The organism is Bacillus sp. SD075 (assembly GCF_017355165.1).
Classification (GTDB): domain Bacteria; phylum Bacillota; class Bacilli; order Bacillales; family DSM-1321; genus Peribacillus.
Genome location: NZ_JADILK010000007.1, coordinates 70250 through 85199, shown reverse-complemented (window position 1 = coordinate 85199; position 14950 = coordinate 70250). Strand labels below are relative to the sequence as shown.

15 protein-coding genes and 1 riboswitch are annotated in these 14950 nt (G+C 40.8%); of the genes, 1 reads left to right on the top strand and 14 read right to left on the bottom strand.

Annotated elements, in window-relative coordinates:
- Positions 1-30: 30 nt before the first annotated feature.
- Positions 31-159, bottom strand: a riboswitch (TPP riboswitch).
- Positions 160-292: 133 nt separating this feature from the next.
- From IOC57_RS07760 to IOC57_RS07725, 8 genes are all read right to left on the bottom strand, one after another.
- The gene (locus IOC57_RS07760; protein WP_207438178.1) at positions 293-1039 is read right to left on the bottom strand and encodes an SDR family NAD(P)-dependent oxidoreductase; all 747 of its coding nucleotides are present in this window, start codon (positions 1037-1039) and stop codon (positions 293-295) included.
- A 52-nt stretch (positions 1040-1091) separates the two neighbouring features.
- Complete coding sequence (locus tag IOC57_RS07755; protein WP_207438177.1) at positions 1092-2729, bottom strand: AMP-binding protein; 1638 nt, start codon at positions 2727-2729, stop codon at positions 1092-1094.
- A gap of 17 nt (positions 2730-2746) precedes the next feature.
- Positions 2747-3547: a 1,4-dihydroxy-2-naphthoyl-CoA synthase gene (gene menB / locus IOC57_RS07750; RefSeq protein WP_207438176.1), complete on the bottom strand. Its 801-nt coding sequence runs from the start codon at positions 3545-3547 to the stop codon at positions 2747-2749.
- A 170-nt stretch (positions 3548-3717) separates the two neighbouring features.
- Positions 3718-4872, bottom strand: coding sequence for an acyl-CoA dehydrogenase family protein (locus IOC57_RS07745; protein WP_207438175.1), 1155 nt, complete (start codon positions 4870-4872; stop codon positions 3718-3720).
- Positions 4873-5130: 258 nt separating this feature from the next.
- Positions 5131-6456, bottom strand: coding sequence for a sigma-54 interaction domain-containing protein (locus tag IOC57_RS07740; RefSeq protein WP_207438174.1), 1326 nt, complete (start codon positions 6454-6456; stop codon positions 5131-5133).
- Positions 6457-6461: 5 nt separating this feature from the next.
- Positions 6462-6890, bottom strand: a complete 429-nt coding sequence (locus IOC57_RS07735) for a MaoC/PaaZ C-terminal domain-containing protein (protein WP_207438173.1) — start codon at positions 6888-6890, stop codon at positions 6462-6464.
- Between the two features lie 244 nt (positions 6891-7134).
- Entirely contained in the window at positions 7135-7347 is a 213-nt protein-coding gene (locus IOC57_RS07730; protein WP_207438172.1) for a hypothetical protein, read from the bottom strand.
- Positions 7348-7655: 308 nt separating this feature from the next.
- On the bottom strand, positions 7656-7946 hold the full coding sequence (locus IOC57_RS07725; RefSeq protein ID WP_207438171.1) for a flavin reductase: 291 nt from the start codon (positions 7944-7946) through the stop codon (positions 7656-7658).
- 279 nt (positions 7947-8225) lie between these two features.
- On the opposite strand from IOC57_RS07725, the gene IOC57_RS07720 reads away from it, so the two are divergent.
- Positions 8226-9011, top strand: coding sequence for a serine/threonine protein kinase (locus IOC57_RS07720; RefSeq protein WP_286184623.1), 786 nt, complete (start codon positions 8226-8228; stop codon positions 9009-9011).
- 616 nt (positions 9012-9627) lie between these two features.
- On the opposite strand, the gene IOC57_RS07715 is transcribed toward IOC57_RS07720, so the two are convergent.
- From IOC57_RS07715 to IOC57_RS07690, 6 genes are all read right to left on the bottom strand, one after another.
- A complete protein-coding gene (locus IOC57_RS07715; protein WP_207438170.1) occupies positions 9628-9900 on the bottom strand; it encodes an HU family DNA-binding protein in 273 nt (90 codons plus the stop codon).
- Positions 9901-10076: 176 nt separating this feature from the next.
- Complete coding sequence (locus IOC57_RS07710; protein ID WP_207438169.1) at positions 10077-11594, bottom strand: cobyric acid synthase; 1518 nt, start codon at positions 11592-11594, stop codon at positions 10077-10079.
- Positions 11595-11606: 12 nt separating this feature from the next.
- Positions 11607-12143: a cob(I)yrinic acid a,c-diamide adenosyltransferase gene (locus IOC57_RS07705; protein ID WP_207438168.1), complete on the bottom strand. Its 537-nt coding sequence runs from the start codon at positions 12141-12143 to the stop codon at positions 11607-11609.
- 14 nt (positions 12144-12157) lie between these two features.
- Positions 12158-12721, bottom strand: a complete 564-nt coding sequence (locus IOC57_RS07700) for a nitroreductase family protein (protein WP_207438167.1) — start codon at positions 12719-12721, stop codon at positions 12158-12160.
- On the bottom strand, positions 12700-13509 hold the full coding sequence (gene cobA, locus IOC57_RS07695; protein WP_207438166.1) for a uroporphyrinogen-III C-methyltransferase: 810 nt from the start codon (positions 13507-13509) through the stop codon (positions 12700-12702). The genes IOC57_RS07700 and cobA overlap by 22 nt, the downstream gene beginning before the upstream one ends.
- A 14-nt stretch (positions 13510-13523) precedes the next feature.
- On the bottom strand, positions 13524-14939 hold the full coding sequence (locus tag IOC57_RS07690) for a cobyrinic acid a,c-diamide synthase CobB (RefSeq protein WP_207438165.1): 1416 nt from the start codon (positions 14937-14939) through the stop codon (positions 13524-13526).
- Between the last annotated feature and the right edge of the window lie 11 nt (positions 14940-14950).

Below are 14950 nucleotides of genomic sequence, written 5' to 3'. Positions count from 1 at the left end.
TGGTTGTACTTGAAATAATACAGAAACGTATTGTTCCAGACCCCACTTCCCTACGCTGGTATAAACCAGATCAGGTTCTAAGGGTCTTAAAGTCATACTTCAATCTCAGCTTCTGCGGCAAAATCATCTTTTACCTGTAAAGCACCCCTAGTGGTACAAATTGTATATTTAATTCATTTGCCTTTATATTAACACGATTAATCCAATTGTCAAATATATTAGAAAAAGTTTTCGACCTAATGCTTTAAGATTACTAGCTTTCAATCTTGCATAATCACCTTACCATGATCGTTTAAACCATTGTTAATCCACCATTTACGGAAAGAGTTTGCCCCGTAATATACCCTGCATCCTCCGAAACGAAATAAGCAACAGCACTGGCAATGTCCTCTGGTTGCGCTAGCCGGCGGAATGGAATCGCTTTTTCCAAGGCGCCTGCTATACCTTCATTATAAGAGCCTATTTCTTGAAATAGGGGCGTATCAGCAGGACCTGGCGCAATACAATTGATGTTGAGTTTATAACGTGCCATTTCCCTTGCTATCGTTTTTGTGAAGGCAATCACCCCTCCCTTAGCAGCCGAATAAACTGCCTCTCCACTTGATCCGACTCTAGCTGCATCGGATGCAATATTCACTACCTTTCCGTAACCGTTTTCAATCATCAGAGGTAAAATTTCCTTGCAAGTATGGATCTGCCCAAGTAAATTAATATCGATAATCCTTTTCCAAGTGCTGGGATTACTTTTTAAAAAAGGTTCCACCTTATCCCACCCTGCATTATTAACCAATATATCTATTCTATGATAATGCTTCACTGATTCTTCAACGGATTTTTTAACACTTTCTAATTTCGTTACATCACAGTGGACCGCTCTGGCTTCAAAGCCCGACTTTTCAATTAAAGAAACCGTTTGCTCTGCATTTTTAAGATTAATATCAGCCACGATGATGTTAAAATTACGAGAAGCCAATTTTTTTGCAATCTCTCTGCCAATTCCGCTTCCGGCACCTGTGATAAATGCCATTCTTTTATTCATCATATTCCCCTCCACTTTCACCATTTCGTCAATATGGATTTACATAAGCTGCTTAAATATTGCCGATTATTTTTTCATTTATCATTTCCCGGAGCCGGAATTTCTGGATTTTCCCGCTAGCCGTTCGAGGAAAGTCATCCATTATCTCAAGAAATTCAGGCCAATATTGTTTGGCCAAACCCTTTTCCGAGAGAAATTCCTGCATGGAATACATCGTTATCGGACTCTTCCCCGTTTTCATGCTGATACATGCACATGCTTTTTCCTGAAGACGTGAATCTGGAACCGCAATAACCTGAGCGCTAGAAATATCCGGGTGTTCATACAATACATTTTCTACATAAGCGACTGGAATATTTTCACCGCCACGGATGATTATGTCTTTGTTTCTTCCAGAAATCCGGATATATCCGTCTTCATCAATGTATCCTCGATCACCGGTAATGAACCATCCGTCATCATACTCTGTTAAAGTATCATCGATCCGTTTAAAATAGCCGACAAAAAGAGCCGGACCCCTTACTAATAAAGAGCCTTCTATATTAGGGGCACAGTTCTCCCCTTCAAAATCCACTACCTTTAGTTCCATTCCCGGAAACGGAATTCCGTCGGTGTTTGTCCGCTTTTCTTCTGGATCTTCAAGTCTCGTCAAGGTTACCAAGCCATTTTCCGTTTGCCCCCATCCTGACAATATCTTGAACGGTACTTTTTTCACGGCTTCCTTTACTAAATGCCTGGGAATCGGGGCACCTAAAGCGACGAAAACCCGTAGCGACTCGAGATCATACCTTTCTATCCCTTCCATTTGAACCGTATCTTGCAGAAAAGGAGTGGCTCCCGCCGTAAACGTTATCTTTTCCTTCTCAACCCATTCAATAAACTCTCTCGGGTTCCAAATGTCTTGATAGACTCCCGTACCTCCAATATGTGTAGGAAGCCTCACTCCATAACCAAAACCTGTTTGATGAGCGAACGTTGACGCCATGAAAAGAACGTCATCGGACGTTAAATGTAAGCTGTCAATCCAATAATCCGTTGATATACAAAGAGTATTATGTGTATGCATAACTCCTTTTGGACTTCCTGTGGTTCCCGAGGTAAAGACAATTTCAGTCACATCATTTGGGTCATGTGTGATTACATCCAAAACGGATGAATCCATCCGATCTTCCCAAGGTTCATCAAATAAGGAGGAGAACAGTTTCATCCCATTCGGCGCATCGTCCCCAACCACATATATATGTTTCATCGATGGCCATTGATGGCTTAGTCTCTCAATCATGTCAGGGTAATAAAACCCACGGAAATAATCCGGTACAACAATCATTTTGGATTCTGCCATCCCAACCATATAGCCAATTTCCCTATCTCGATAAATCGGTATCAAGGGATTGCTAATGGCACCGATTCTTGTAACAGCATAGTGTAAGATTATAAATTCATTCCAGTTAGGCAGTTGAAAAGAGACAACATCCCCCTTACCCAATCCTATATGCAAGAGACCCAAAGCGATTCGATCGACCAACTTACCAAGCTGCTTGTAAGTAAAACTACTTTTTTTATCGATAATCGCTATCTTATCCGGATGCTTTACTATAGCATCATTCAAATAATCCAAGATCGTTCGGTTTGGCCAAACGCCTCGATATTCCTCCACATATTCCTGAGTCAAAATCGTCTCCAATTTCACTAGTTTTCATCCCCTCATCAACCTCTGAATTTTTTAAAATCTACGGGCCTCTTTTCTAGGAAGGCATTTCTTCCTTCTTCCGATTCTTGTGTATTGTAAAACATCGCTAAACTGCCCATCGATAGTTGAGAAATCCCTTGAATGTTGGCACTATCTGCATTAAAGGAATATTTGAGCATTTTTAGCGCAGTAGGACTCTTATCAAGGATCTTTCTTGCCCATTCTTCTGCTGCCTCTTCCAGTTGTTCTGGGGCAACGATTTTATTCACAAGTCCCATTTCTTTTGCTTCTTGTGCAGAATATTGTTCACACAAATACCAGATTTCCCTTGCTTTCTTTTCTCCGACAATTCGTGCTAAATAAGCTGAACCAAAACCTGCATCATAACTGCCGACCTTAGGCCCGCTCTGGCCAAATTTCGCCGTATCAGATGCAATTGTTAGGTCACAAATGACATGAAGGACATGCCCGCCTCCGATGGCAAACCCATTAACCGCTGCAATGACCGGCTTAGGAATGTTGCGGATCGTTTGATGCAGCGTTTCGATTTCCAGTCCCATTCCTCCACCTAAACCACCCAAATGATCATATCCTCCTACTTCCCCCTTTTCTTTTTGATCTCCCCCTACACAAAACGCCTTATCACCTGCTCCAGTCAGTATCACTATACCAACACGATTATCATCCCAAGCGTCCCGAAATGCCCAAATTAATTCCTGAATGGTTCCGGCACGAAAGGCATTGTAAACTTTAGGTCTGTTCATTGTTATCTTTGCAATTCCACCTTTTTTTTCATAGATTACATCTGTTAATTCCATCGTTTTCATTCCCTTCATTGTCCTAGTCTATTAAAGGACATTTGCCTTGTATCACATCAATCCTCTGTTCATTACGACTTATTCGGTGCCCAATATGACTTTATGTGATTTCCATTTCTTCTGTAATCGATTCGGTTTCAACTGAATGTAAAATGATTAATCCCATTTGATTAATGAGAACGGAACTCCTTTCCTATGATGTCCTTTGCAATGACCATCATATTGGCTTGTGCAGTGCCATCACCAATTTCCAACCCAATCACGTCACGCAGGCGTTGCTCAAGAGGCATTTCCTTCGTATAAGCATAATGTCCATTCAACAGTAAACATTCATGGATAGCTTCTACACTATATTTGGGACCTAACCACTTAACGGAAGCCGATTCTTTACTATGATTCAGCCCTTGGTCACGAAGCCAAAGCCCTCGATAGGCTTGCCACTTCACCAGTTCTAATTGGGTATAGTGCGTCACAATGGGGAAGGAGACCCCTTGATATGTCGCCAACGGTTTACCGAATGAATGTCTGATTTTCACATGTTCGATAGTTTCATCGATACTTTGTGATGCGGTGCCCACACATTGCAGCCCTATTAACAGCCGACTTAAATCAAACCCATTCATCACTTGGGAAAACCCTTTATTTTGAAGACCGATCATATACTCTTCCGGAACCTCTACATCGGTTAAATATATCGAACCTCTTCCAATGGGGATATTCCCCATGTCTGTGTACCCTCTACATTCAACTCCGGGAATATCGGCAGGAACCATGAAGGCACTTATCCCTCGATTTCCCCATTCAGGTTCCGTCTTTGCAAATAAAACAAAGGCATCTCCACACATAGCTACACTAATTCCAGACTTTTCCCCATTAAGCACATACGTATTTCCTTTATGTACAGCTGTTGTTTTAATCCCGCCTGCATCCGTACCGGCGGATGGCTCCGTAATCGCAATGCCAACAATTTTTTCACCACTTGAAATTTTGGGAAGCCACTCCTTTTTCAGTTCCTCGCTAGCGTGATTATTGATAATTTCACCGATTAATGCATTCAACATCACCGCGTAAGTAAGATTGAAATCACCACGACCTATCTCCTCAGCAGCTATCCCCGTTGTCACACAATCCGCACCGCTTCCTCCATATTCCACTGGAATCCGAAGACCATTCACGCCAAGATCCCCCAGCCTTTTCCACAAATGTTTTGGAGTAATCTCTTCTCGATCCCATTTTGTATAATGTGGAAGCAACTCTTCCTTAGCAAATGCTTTCAATATTTTACGAAAATAATCTTGCTCTTCCGTAAAGGTAAAATTCAGCATATCATTACCTCCTTGTTGATTTATTCGATACCTATATTTTAGACATTCTACGAAACATGAAATCTCTTACCTGACAAACTATTATTGCAAGTTGTGTGCCAACTTGAATTCGCTATGAATTTGGTTATAGTTCACTAACGCTTTTGCAAGTTTGCATTTTTTCGCAATTCTGCAAATCAAATTCGCGAAACTTCACAAAAAAAATACACACTTCATGAGTGTGCCCTAATGGTTATCCTGTTTACATTTCATTGGATACTATTTCAATTGGTATTTGGCGATTTTCCTATATAAACTGGCAACATGAATTTTCAGCTTTTGAGCTGCTAAAGAACGATCTCCTTCCGAATCTTTTAATGCTCGCTGAATGGCTGATTTTTCAGCATTACCCACAACTTCATCCAACGTACCGGAAATAGAATGATCTATTGCTGAGGGAACCTCCTCCAATATGAGTTTAGGCGTAAAATATATAGAATCCAGAGTTAGAATCCCTCCATCTACGATATTCATTCCGCGTTCGATTATCGCTTTGATTTCACGGATGTTACCAGGCCAATCATATTGGATAAGCCATTCTTGGAGTTTAGGATCAATTTCTTTCACGTTGGCCCCTAACTTGTCATTGAAATACTCGACGAAATGATAGGCCAGAGGAAGAATATCTTCGTGACGCTCCCTTAAAGAAGGAATTTTCAATTCAAAAACATAAAGTCGATAATATAAATCTTGACGGAATTTCCCTTCTTGAATAAGGGTTCTTAAATCCCTGTTCGTCGCCGCAATAATACGTATATCAACATTTTTAATCCCCGTCCCTCCTAGTCTTTCCACTTCCCTTTCCTGTAAAACTCGTAATAGCTTACCTTGAGCCTGATAAGGCAATTCAGAAATCTCATCTAAAAACAACGTACCATTTTGGGCTAATTCTATTTTTCCAGGCTTACCTTCTTTTTTCGCCCCGCTAAAAGCGCCAGCTTCATAACCAAAAATCTCCGATTCAAATAATTCATCTGGAATCGCAGCACAATTTACCGGCACAAAAGGCTGTGCTTTTCTTGTACTCAAACTATGGATCGCTTGGGCAAAAAGTTCCTTTCCCGTTCCCGTTTCCCCCGTAAGCAGTACTGTTGAACTGCTAGTAGCTATTCTGGCGGCCAGCTCCTTCACCCTCTCTATCTCCTTACTCTTTCCAACAATCTCTTCGAAGTTATATCGACTTTGAATCATGGGATTTTTCTTGGTTTTATTCTTTTCCAAATAATTAGAAAAATATACTAAATCACTGTATTCCAATTCATCTTGGCGGATGATTATGGTATAAAGGGTATCAGATTCTCGTCGAAATACCCGTATGAAACAAGAGTGTCCGCTGATCACACCAGAAAACACATGTTTGTGAGCAAGAACTTTCAAAGAAATGGTGGAAGAAGTGTGAATGACTCTAGTGATGGACTTTCCTATTAAATCAGTCGGCATAATCATGAAATATTTATAAAAATCAGCAGTGGCTCCTATAATTCTTCCATTTTCATCAACCTCAATCGATCCCCAATTCCATATTACGTTTTTGACATTTTCCATTCGCATCACCTAATGCCTTGATTACTTAAAACAAAAATTACAACTTGACCTTTAATGACTTCAATTCCTGCCTGATTAAAGCAGGTCACCTTTTGCGTAACCCAATCTCTATGCAAATTAATATCAATGACCTCCAGTTCCGCTGAAATCATATCGCCTATATGTACTGGATGATAAAAGACCAATTCCTTTTGTAAAAGTATACAGGCACTACCAGGTAATTTTTCACTGATCACTTGAGTGATAAGGCCCTCCGTTAACAAACCAGGTACAACCGGCTTGCTGAAATTATTTTTCCATGCTTCTTTATTCACTTGATAAATCGGACTGTAATCTTTTGTTAATTCATTACATGATTTTACATCGGATTCATTAAATGTCCGTTGCATTCTAGCAACCTGACCAATGAACAAATCAGTGATTGTTAAACTCATTACACCGCTCCCTCTCTTTTCAGAATATTCAATTTAAATATAATACTAACTATACATAACTTTCCAATCAAATACTATAAAATGGGAGTTCATTTGTTGTTTTACGCGTGAATTCAGCTGCTTTACACACGAGTTTCGCCGGTTTACTCGTGAATTCTTTGATTTAATATAAAACTGTCTATATGTCAGGGCATAGTCTACATGACCATATGCTGACATATAGGCAACCCACTAAAGAGCAGTATTAAACATTCGATGTTGCTTTTAGTTTTACGTTATCCTCAACCTGTGGTTTATCATAGCTGCCGTACCTCTCTTTCACAACGAGTAACGCCATGGCATCCATTATGCTCGGAACTGCGAAGGACATGAAAGCATTTTGTGACGAAAAATTTGCAGCCAGCAAAAATCCTATTAATGTTGGGGTAACGATCGCCCCAATTCTACCAAAAGCCAAGTCCTAACCTGTTCCGGTGGTCCTTATCTCCCGCGGATACTACTCGGATATATACGTATTGGCCAAATTCATCATGCCAACTGTACAGGCAGCTCCAAAAGCGATCAGAATATATAAAGCTACTACATTTGAGGTCAACCCTAATATTACAAAACAGACCGTACCTAGGGGCACAGAGGGTTACAAGTACTTTTCTATGACCTATTTTCCCAACTGAACCCCATTTTCCCTTGACGGAAGGTAAGCGCTTCTAAATCTTCAAAATGTAACTCCTGGATCTCACCATGAACAATACATAATCACCAGCATCATATTTTTTCCATGGTTTGCATTCCATCCAGGCAACACTTCCATTTATTCTTGGCGAAATCCCTTGTTATCCCAGTCAATCTCAAGTGTCCCCTATTCAATGACGGAAATTTCCATGCAATAGATCCTTGTTCATCCGACAAGATATGAATGGTAAAAGATTTATCTTTCAAGCTAGTGCAGGCTTTTGCTTCTTTATGAAGTGATACTGAAGCAAGCGGGGGATCCAAGGAAACCGAGGTAAATGAATTCACAGTAATGCCCTTTTGAACCAATTCGCTCCCATTCATCTTATCCCCTCCTACTCTTTTATTTTGAATTCATTACAGTAAACTTAATCATTTTAAAAATCCATATAATTTCATAATATGAAATTTAAGAATAACTTTTAATAGCTCTTATTAATTGTGAACGATCGCATAAAAGAACGATCCGAAGAAAAGACTTTGATTACCGCATTATCAAAAATCAATGTTAAACTATCCATGATCATTCATATTTTCAGCTTAGTTAATAGTGATCTTTTGGGTTGACCCAAATATATGAAAGTGGTGAGGGAAGTTTCAATTTTGCGTTCATTTAGAAAGATCTACCAATTCTTTGTGGATATTCCTTTAAAAAAAGGAGTGGTTTTGAATTACCGCTACGAGGTAGAAGCTGTGATCGGAACAGGAAGCTACGGTATCATTTATCTTTGCAATGATTTGATATTGAATGAAAATATAGTGATCAAGCAGCTCCGAAGAAGTAAACGCCGCAGTAAAAAAGAGCTGAAACAGTTTGAAAATGAAATCTCCATATTACAAATGTTAAACCACAAAAACATCCCCAAATTCCACGAGAAATTTTCACAAGACGGAAATGTTTATTTTGTGATGGATTTCATTGAAGGGGATAATTTAGAAGGCCATATTTTCTTGAATCATATAACGTTCAATGAGAAAGAATCTTTATTATTTCTTGATGAGCTGGTCGGATTAGTATCTTATCTGCATGACCACGACATTTTCCATCAAGATTTACGTATACCAAATATTTTACTTAAGAATCATCAGCCCATTTTGATAGACTTTGGTTTGTCTAAAATGCTCGTTTCGGCCAATCTCACAAAAGATTCCATTTTGCAGATGAAAAGGCAGGATTACTACGACTTGGGTGAAATGCTCTTATATGTACTTTATACAACGTACGCTCCCGAAAATAAAAAGGCTCTTCCTTGGACAGAAGAGCTTTCGTTAGAAAAAGAAACCGTGCATATACTGAAAAGGTTATTAAGCATCCAAGAACCCTATTCAGATATCAAAGAAATTTCAATGGACCTGCAGGCTGCCTTGAAATCAATGAACCGGAGTTAGCTGCTACTGCCACGCCCCTTTCTCTTGTAGCGGTCACTTCCACTCATGGGATATCTTTTATATCCGCGGCGACTGCTACTGCTGCCTCCGCTATAATGAGCATGTCTACGTTCACTGCTGCCTTTGGAAAGTTGTTTGATTTTTTTCATGATTTTCTTCAGCATATCTTCACCTCTCTTATTTTTGTTTTTTAATGCTTGTTATTCATTTAGCCTAACATAGTCACAGTATAAACCTTATTAAAAAGTACTATAAAATTTTTCATTTATGTTACATTCCATTACCGCTTCCTTTTTGTCATGGAGTGGGCTTATTTCATTGTTGGTCAATTGTTAAAGCCCTACATGCCTATCATTGAAAATGGCGCCTAAAATATAAAAACATCCTATTTAAGTAACTCCTAATGGCCTTTTCATAACTATACCCCATCTAACAAAACCAGCAAATCATTCATCGGCATTTACCATTCTAGTTAATAATTAGTAACTCGGGAATAGCATAATCCTGGTTAATTGAATATAATCTGCCGTTTTACGAATCCCCCTTCTCAAAAATGAAATTCAGGCAGTAAAAAACCTGGCGAATATTCCATCGCCAGGTTTTTCTTCGTCCATTTTTATTTTACAGCCTCTTTTAATTCCTTACCTGCTTTAAAAGCGGGTACTTTACTAGCAGCAATTTGTATTTCTTCGCCAGTTTGCGGGTTTCTTCCTGTACGAGCAGCACGGTCACGCACTTCAAATGTTCCAAAACCAACTAATTGGATTTTTTCTTCTTTAGCAAGTGTCGCCGTGATTGTTTCAAACAATGCGTCCACTACTTTTTTTGTTTCGTCTTTTGTCAGCTCAGCTTGTGCTGCAACACTGCTCACTAATTCTGTTTTATTCATATGAACACCTCATCCTATTATTTTGTATAAAGTATGTAGAGAAGACAACATAACATATCTTGTATGCCTCTGTCACTTAATATGGCCAAATAAAAGGAATTGTAGCTCTAAATTGATCTTTTTTGAAGATAATTGGGCTTTGATTACCATTAACCTAAGCTCTGTCTGACTCTTGTTCAACTTTCTGCAGTTTCCAGCTGCAGCCATTGATAGATGGTATCCATATCAATGTTTTCTTCTAAATGGGAAGCCAAGAGATTATACGCTTCCTCCCTGCGATCCGAGTCGCTTTGAACGTTCTCCTTCACTTCATCCAACCCCTTTTTTCTTCGAATTTGGTTGACTAGTATTCTAGTGAACAAGCGATTATGGAATATCCCATGAAGATATGTTCCCATTACTTTGTTGTCATTGGAAATGGCTCCATCCTCTCTTCCATCCTTCAATAAAAGAAAGGGCCTTACTTGTGACTTCAATGTCGTTCTGCCTAAATGTATTTCGAAACCGTTAAGATTCATTTGACCTTCCATTATCCCTGCAGAAAGGACACCTTCCATTTGTACCGTTTTCTTTTCTGCTTGAAATACGGTTTCCACAGGAAGAAGCGAGAGCCCTTCTGCGTTCTCAACGTCACCTTCGACAGCGTCAGGATCGAAAAGTTTGGTCCCTAGCATTTGAAAACCGCCGCAAATACCGAATATCACCGTTCCTTCTTTCCGCAGTTCATTGATGGCCGCATCCAACCCCATACGATTCAACCACTCTAAATCTTCCATTGTGTTTTTTGTACCCGGTAAAATAAGAAGATCGGGATTACCTAACTCATGGACACTGCTTACCAGGCGGACACCTACTCCGGGTTCATCGAAAAAAGGATCCACATCTGTAAAATTGGAAATCCGCGGAAATCTCAAGACGGCTACATCGATCGGAAACTCAGCCTTTTTAGGTTTTTTAAAACGTAAAGAAGAGAGTGCTAGTGAATCTTCAGCTTCAATATTCACGTCTAGATAGGGCAGCACCCCGAGAACTGGAATCCCGGTTTCCTTTTCCACCCATTCAATGCCATCGTCCAATAATTCACGCATGCCACGAAATTTATTGATGATGATCCCTTTTACACTATCTCGTTCATCTTGATCCAATAATGCAAGTGTCCCGATAATGGATGCAAATACTCCACCACGATCAATATCAGCCACTAAAATAACAGCTGCATCTGTGAGTTTAGCCATTCGCATATTCGCAATATCCCGGTCCTTAAGGTTAATTTCAGCCGGACTTCCTGCCCCTTCGAGTACGATGATGTCATATTCATCTTGGAGTTTTTCCACCGATTTACGGATGAAGGGCATGGCCTCCTGGACAAATTGAGACCGATAGCTTTTTGCATTCATATCAAGAAAATGCTTTCCGTGCACAATGACTTCCGAAACCATATCCTGCTTCGGTTTCAGTAATATCGGATTCATATCGGTCGTTGCCGTTATCCGTGCTGCTTCCGCCTGTACTCCCTGAGCCCGTCCGATTTCACCGCCATCCAAGGTTACATAAGAATTCAAAGCCATGTTTTGTGATTTGAATGGGACGACACGTAATCCTTTATTGGAAAAGACCCGGCAAAATGCCGTACAAATCAAGCTTTTCCCTACATCAGATGACGTCCCTTGTATCATAATGGATCGTGCCTTCATTACGCTCACCCCCTAAAACTCTAATCCTTTGACGGCACCGATACCCTCGTCATAATAATGTTTGGTCGCCTCAATCGATGAAACCAAATCCGCCATTTCCATAAGCCCTGGTTGGGCATCCCTACCGGTAATGACTAAATGCATATGAGCGGGACGATTTCGAATGGCATCGATGATTTCAGCCAACGGCAAGACATCTTCAATCGGGAACTTGGAGATCGCTAACGCATTGTTCAACTCATCCAGAACAAGTAAATCAATGCCTGGATCACTAAGGGCCAGTTTCGCCTTTTCCCATGCTAACGCTAATGCTCTGCGATGCTCTTCTGGAGTTTTGGTCCACGTAAAACCAATACCTAGCTGTTCCATTTCAACTCCTAATTTTCTCAAAGCCAATGCTTCCCCATATGTTCGCTCAGGAGATTTTATGAACTGAAGGTATTTGACATTCATTCCTCTGCCGATTGCCCTTAAAGTCACCCCTAATGAAGCAGTCGTTTTCCCTTTCCCGTTTCCTGTATAAATAAGCATTAATCCTCTGCGTGCCACTCACTCACCTACCTTCATAGCCAAACTGTTTTTTCTATGTATGAGGTCCTTTTAGTAGCAGGAACCGGTTGATCTCCTTTAGGGTATCCGACAAAAATGGTGCCGATCACTTTTTTGTTTTCCGGTGAACCGATAAATTCGTACAGGCGTTCATCCCTGACAAGACCCACTCCTCTAGTGCGCCAAACGAACCCAAGACCAAGTTCTTTTGCGGCAAGCCACATCGAATGGACAGCACAGCAAGAAGCAAATACATTGTCTTCGGATGAATCTGGATCCTCAGGCAAAATATCAGCAGTCACAACAATGATAAGTGGTGTCGTCTTTACAACTTCCAGTGAACTTTCAATCAATTTTGGTTTGGTCGGGAAGCGATCAAGTAAATATCTTTCTGCCAATCTTTCATAACGCTCCTTCGCTTCTCCCTTGATCACATAAAAACTCCAAGGTTCACGCAATCGGTCGTTAGGAGCATAGGTAGCCGCTTCCAATAACTGCTTGATTTTTTGGTCTTCCACTTCTTTTTCTTCGTAATTCCTTATTGCCCGGCGTTCCTTCAATACTTGAATGATGGACATTCCGACTCATTCCCTTCCATAATGGACTCTGATTCAATCACTCTTTCAAACCATTGGATTTTTTCTCTTAATTGGACGACATCCCCTACTAGAAAGATTGACGGATTTTGAATTTCTTCTTTTACAGCCTTCAAAGAAATCGAACTCAAAGTACCGGTGATCGTCCTTTGTTTATCTGTCGTGCCCCATTCAATGACAGCCACTGGCGTTTTACCATCCCTGCCATGCTCCATCAACTTTTCACAGATAAACGGCATATTACCTATCCCCATATAAAAGGCGATGGTATCGATACCTTGAGCCAAAGCCTGCCAATTCAGGTTATCCTGCCCCTTGTAATCACGGCCATGGCCTGTCACAATGGCATAACTTGAGGCATGTTCACGGTGTGTTACCGGGATGCCCGCATAAGCCGGTGCTGCGATTCCCGCTGTGATTCCTGGGACGATATCATATTCTATCCCATTAGCAGCCAGTATCTCTGCTTCCTCACCGCCCCGCCCAAAGACAAATGGATCTCCCCCCTTAAGACGGGTAACGTTTTTCCCCTGTAAGGCTTTTTCTACTAAAAGTTCATGTATTTCATTTTGAATGAGATGATGTTTCCCTGGTGATTTCCCGCAATACACCAGTTCTGCATCTTCTTTTGCATAGGTTAATAGTTCTGGATTGACAAGCCTGTCATATGCAATGACATCCGCCTTTTGGATACATTCCAGTCCATATACCGTAATCAGTTTCGGATCTCCCGGACCCGCACCGACCAGATGAACTTTTCCCGGTTTCATGCTAGCTCCTCCTCTTAATCTTCAAAAAACACCTTTTCCTTGTTGATAGTTTCATGGGTTGATCTATTTTTTTGTTTTAAGCAAGCGTCGATCCAGTTCTTTGCAAGTGTTGGATTCGAAGCAAAATGAAAGTGAGTATACCCAGCAACAAGGTTACCTAAAACACACCCCTCTTGTTTCGAACCAAATCTGCCTTTGGCTTCATAGGCATGTGGTAGATCATCATCCGCTTCAAATGTCGAGTAGTGGAATTCATGACCTTTTGCCTGTTCAATTTCATTGATCAAAAAATTGCTTGATGTTCCTGTAATTTCACGATATCCAAGTGATGCAAGCTTTTTTTGCATTTTAATCCTGCCTGGTATCATTCCTGCCATCTGATGCGTTTCTCCTGATGTTGTTTCAATCGATTTGCTCAAAAACATGAAACCACCACATTCCGCTAGAGTCGGAATCCCCGATTCAATGGAACTTCTGATGGATCTGATAGCACCCACGTTACGGGAAAGTTCGTCAGCAAATTCCTCAGGAAAGCCGCCTCCAAGATATAAACCATCAGCATCACTTGGAACTTCATCCCCTTTTAATGGAGAAAAGTATTTGATGTTTGCCCCATTTGCTTCAAGTAACTCTAGATTTTCCTGATAATAAAAATTGAAGGCTGCATCTTTTGCGACGGCAATGTACACGCCCTTTTCATTTTGGGGTTGAAATATAATGGAGTTTCCACTGGAAACGGCACTTGTCTTGGACAATCGGTACAACTGATCGATATCGATCGTTTCCATGACTAATTGTGCCAGCTTATCGAAAAACGGGTTTAGTTCCCCGCGTTCAATAGCAGGAATTAAACCCAAATGACGGCTAGGAATATCAATATCCATTTCCCGCTTCATATAACCCAACACCGGAACATCGCATTCTTGCTCAATGGCTGATTTGACAATTTTGTAATGCCCTAAGCTTCCCACTTGATTGGCAATGACCCCTATGATGTTCGGACCGGTTGAAAAATCCTGAAAGCCTTTTACAATGGCGGCTGCACTCCGTGCCATGCTGGCACAGTTGACTACCAACAGGACAGGGCTTTGCGTGATGATGCTGATTTCAGCCGTCGATCCTGTATTGGATAAAGGGCTTTTACCATCGAAAAAGCCCATGACTCCTTCGATGATCGATATATCAGCTCCGGTACCTGCTTTGTTAAGGATTTCACGGACAGTGTCATGTTCAAACATCCAACTGTCAAGATTTCGTGAAATCCGTCCAGTAACTGCGGTATGGTAAGTAGGATCGATATAGTCAGGACCACATTTGAACCCTTGAACAGTGTAGCCTTTCTTCTGGAGGGCTGCCATGATGCCGATGGTCAATGTCGTTTTACCGACACCGCTTCCGGTACCCGCAATTACCAATCTTCGATCGTTCATATTTGCTTCTC

What these genes read in the sequence shown, in the direction of transcription:
- IOC57_RS07760 (WP_207438178.1), bottom strand. Translation starts at nt 1,039, where the DNA reads ATGAATAAAAGAATGGCATTTATCACAGGTGCCGGAAGCGGAATTGGC.
- menB (WP_207438176.1), bottom strand. Translation starts at nt 3,547, where the DNA reads ATGGAATTAACAGATGTAATCTATGAAAAAAAAGGTGGAATTGCAAAG.
- IOC57_RS07745 (WP_207438175.1), bottom strand. Translation starts at nt 4,872, where the DNA reads ATGCTGAATTTTACCTTTACGGAAGAGCAAGATTATTTTCGTAAAATA.
- IOC57_RS07740 (WP_207438174.1), bottom strand. Translation starts at nt 6,456, where the DNA reads ATGGAAAATGTCAAAAACGTAATATGGAATTGGGGATCGATTGAGGTT.
- IOC57_RS07735 (WP_207438173.1), bottom strand. Translation starts at nt 6,890, where the DNA reads ATGAGTTTAACAATCACTGATTTGTTCATTGGTCAGGTTGCTAGAATG.
- IOC57_RS07725 (WP_207438171.1), bottom strand. Translation starts at nt 7,946, where the DNA reads ATGAATGGGAGCGAATTGGTTCAAAAGGGCATTACTGTGAATTCATTT.
- IOC57_RS07715 (WP_207438170.1), bottom strand. Translation starts at nt 9,900, where the DNA reads ATGAATAAAACAGAATTAGTGAGCAGTGTTGCAGCACAAGCTGAGCTG.
- IOC57_RS07710 (WP_207438169.1), bottom strand. Translation starts at nt 11,594, where the DNA reads ATGAAGGCACGATCCATTATGATACAAGGGACGTCATCTGATGTAGGG.
- IOC57_RS07700 (WP_207438167.1), bottom strand. Translation starts at nt 12,721, where the DNA reads ATGTCCATCATTCAAGTATTGAAGGAACGCCGGGCAATAAGGAATTAC.
- cobA (WP_207438166.1), bottom strand. Translation starts at nt 13,509, where the DNA reads ATGAAACCGGGAAAAGTTCATCTGGTCGGTGCGGGTCCGGGAGATCCG.
- IOC57_RS07690 (WP_207438165.1), bottom strand. Translation starts at nt 14,939, where the DNA reads ATGAACGATCGAAGATTGGTAATTGCGGGTACCGGAAGCGGTGTCGGT.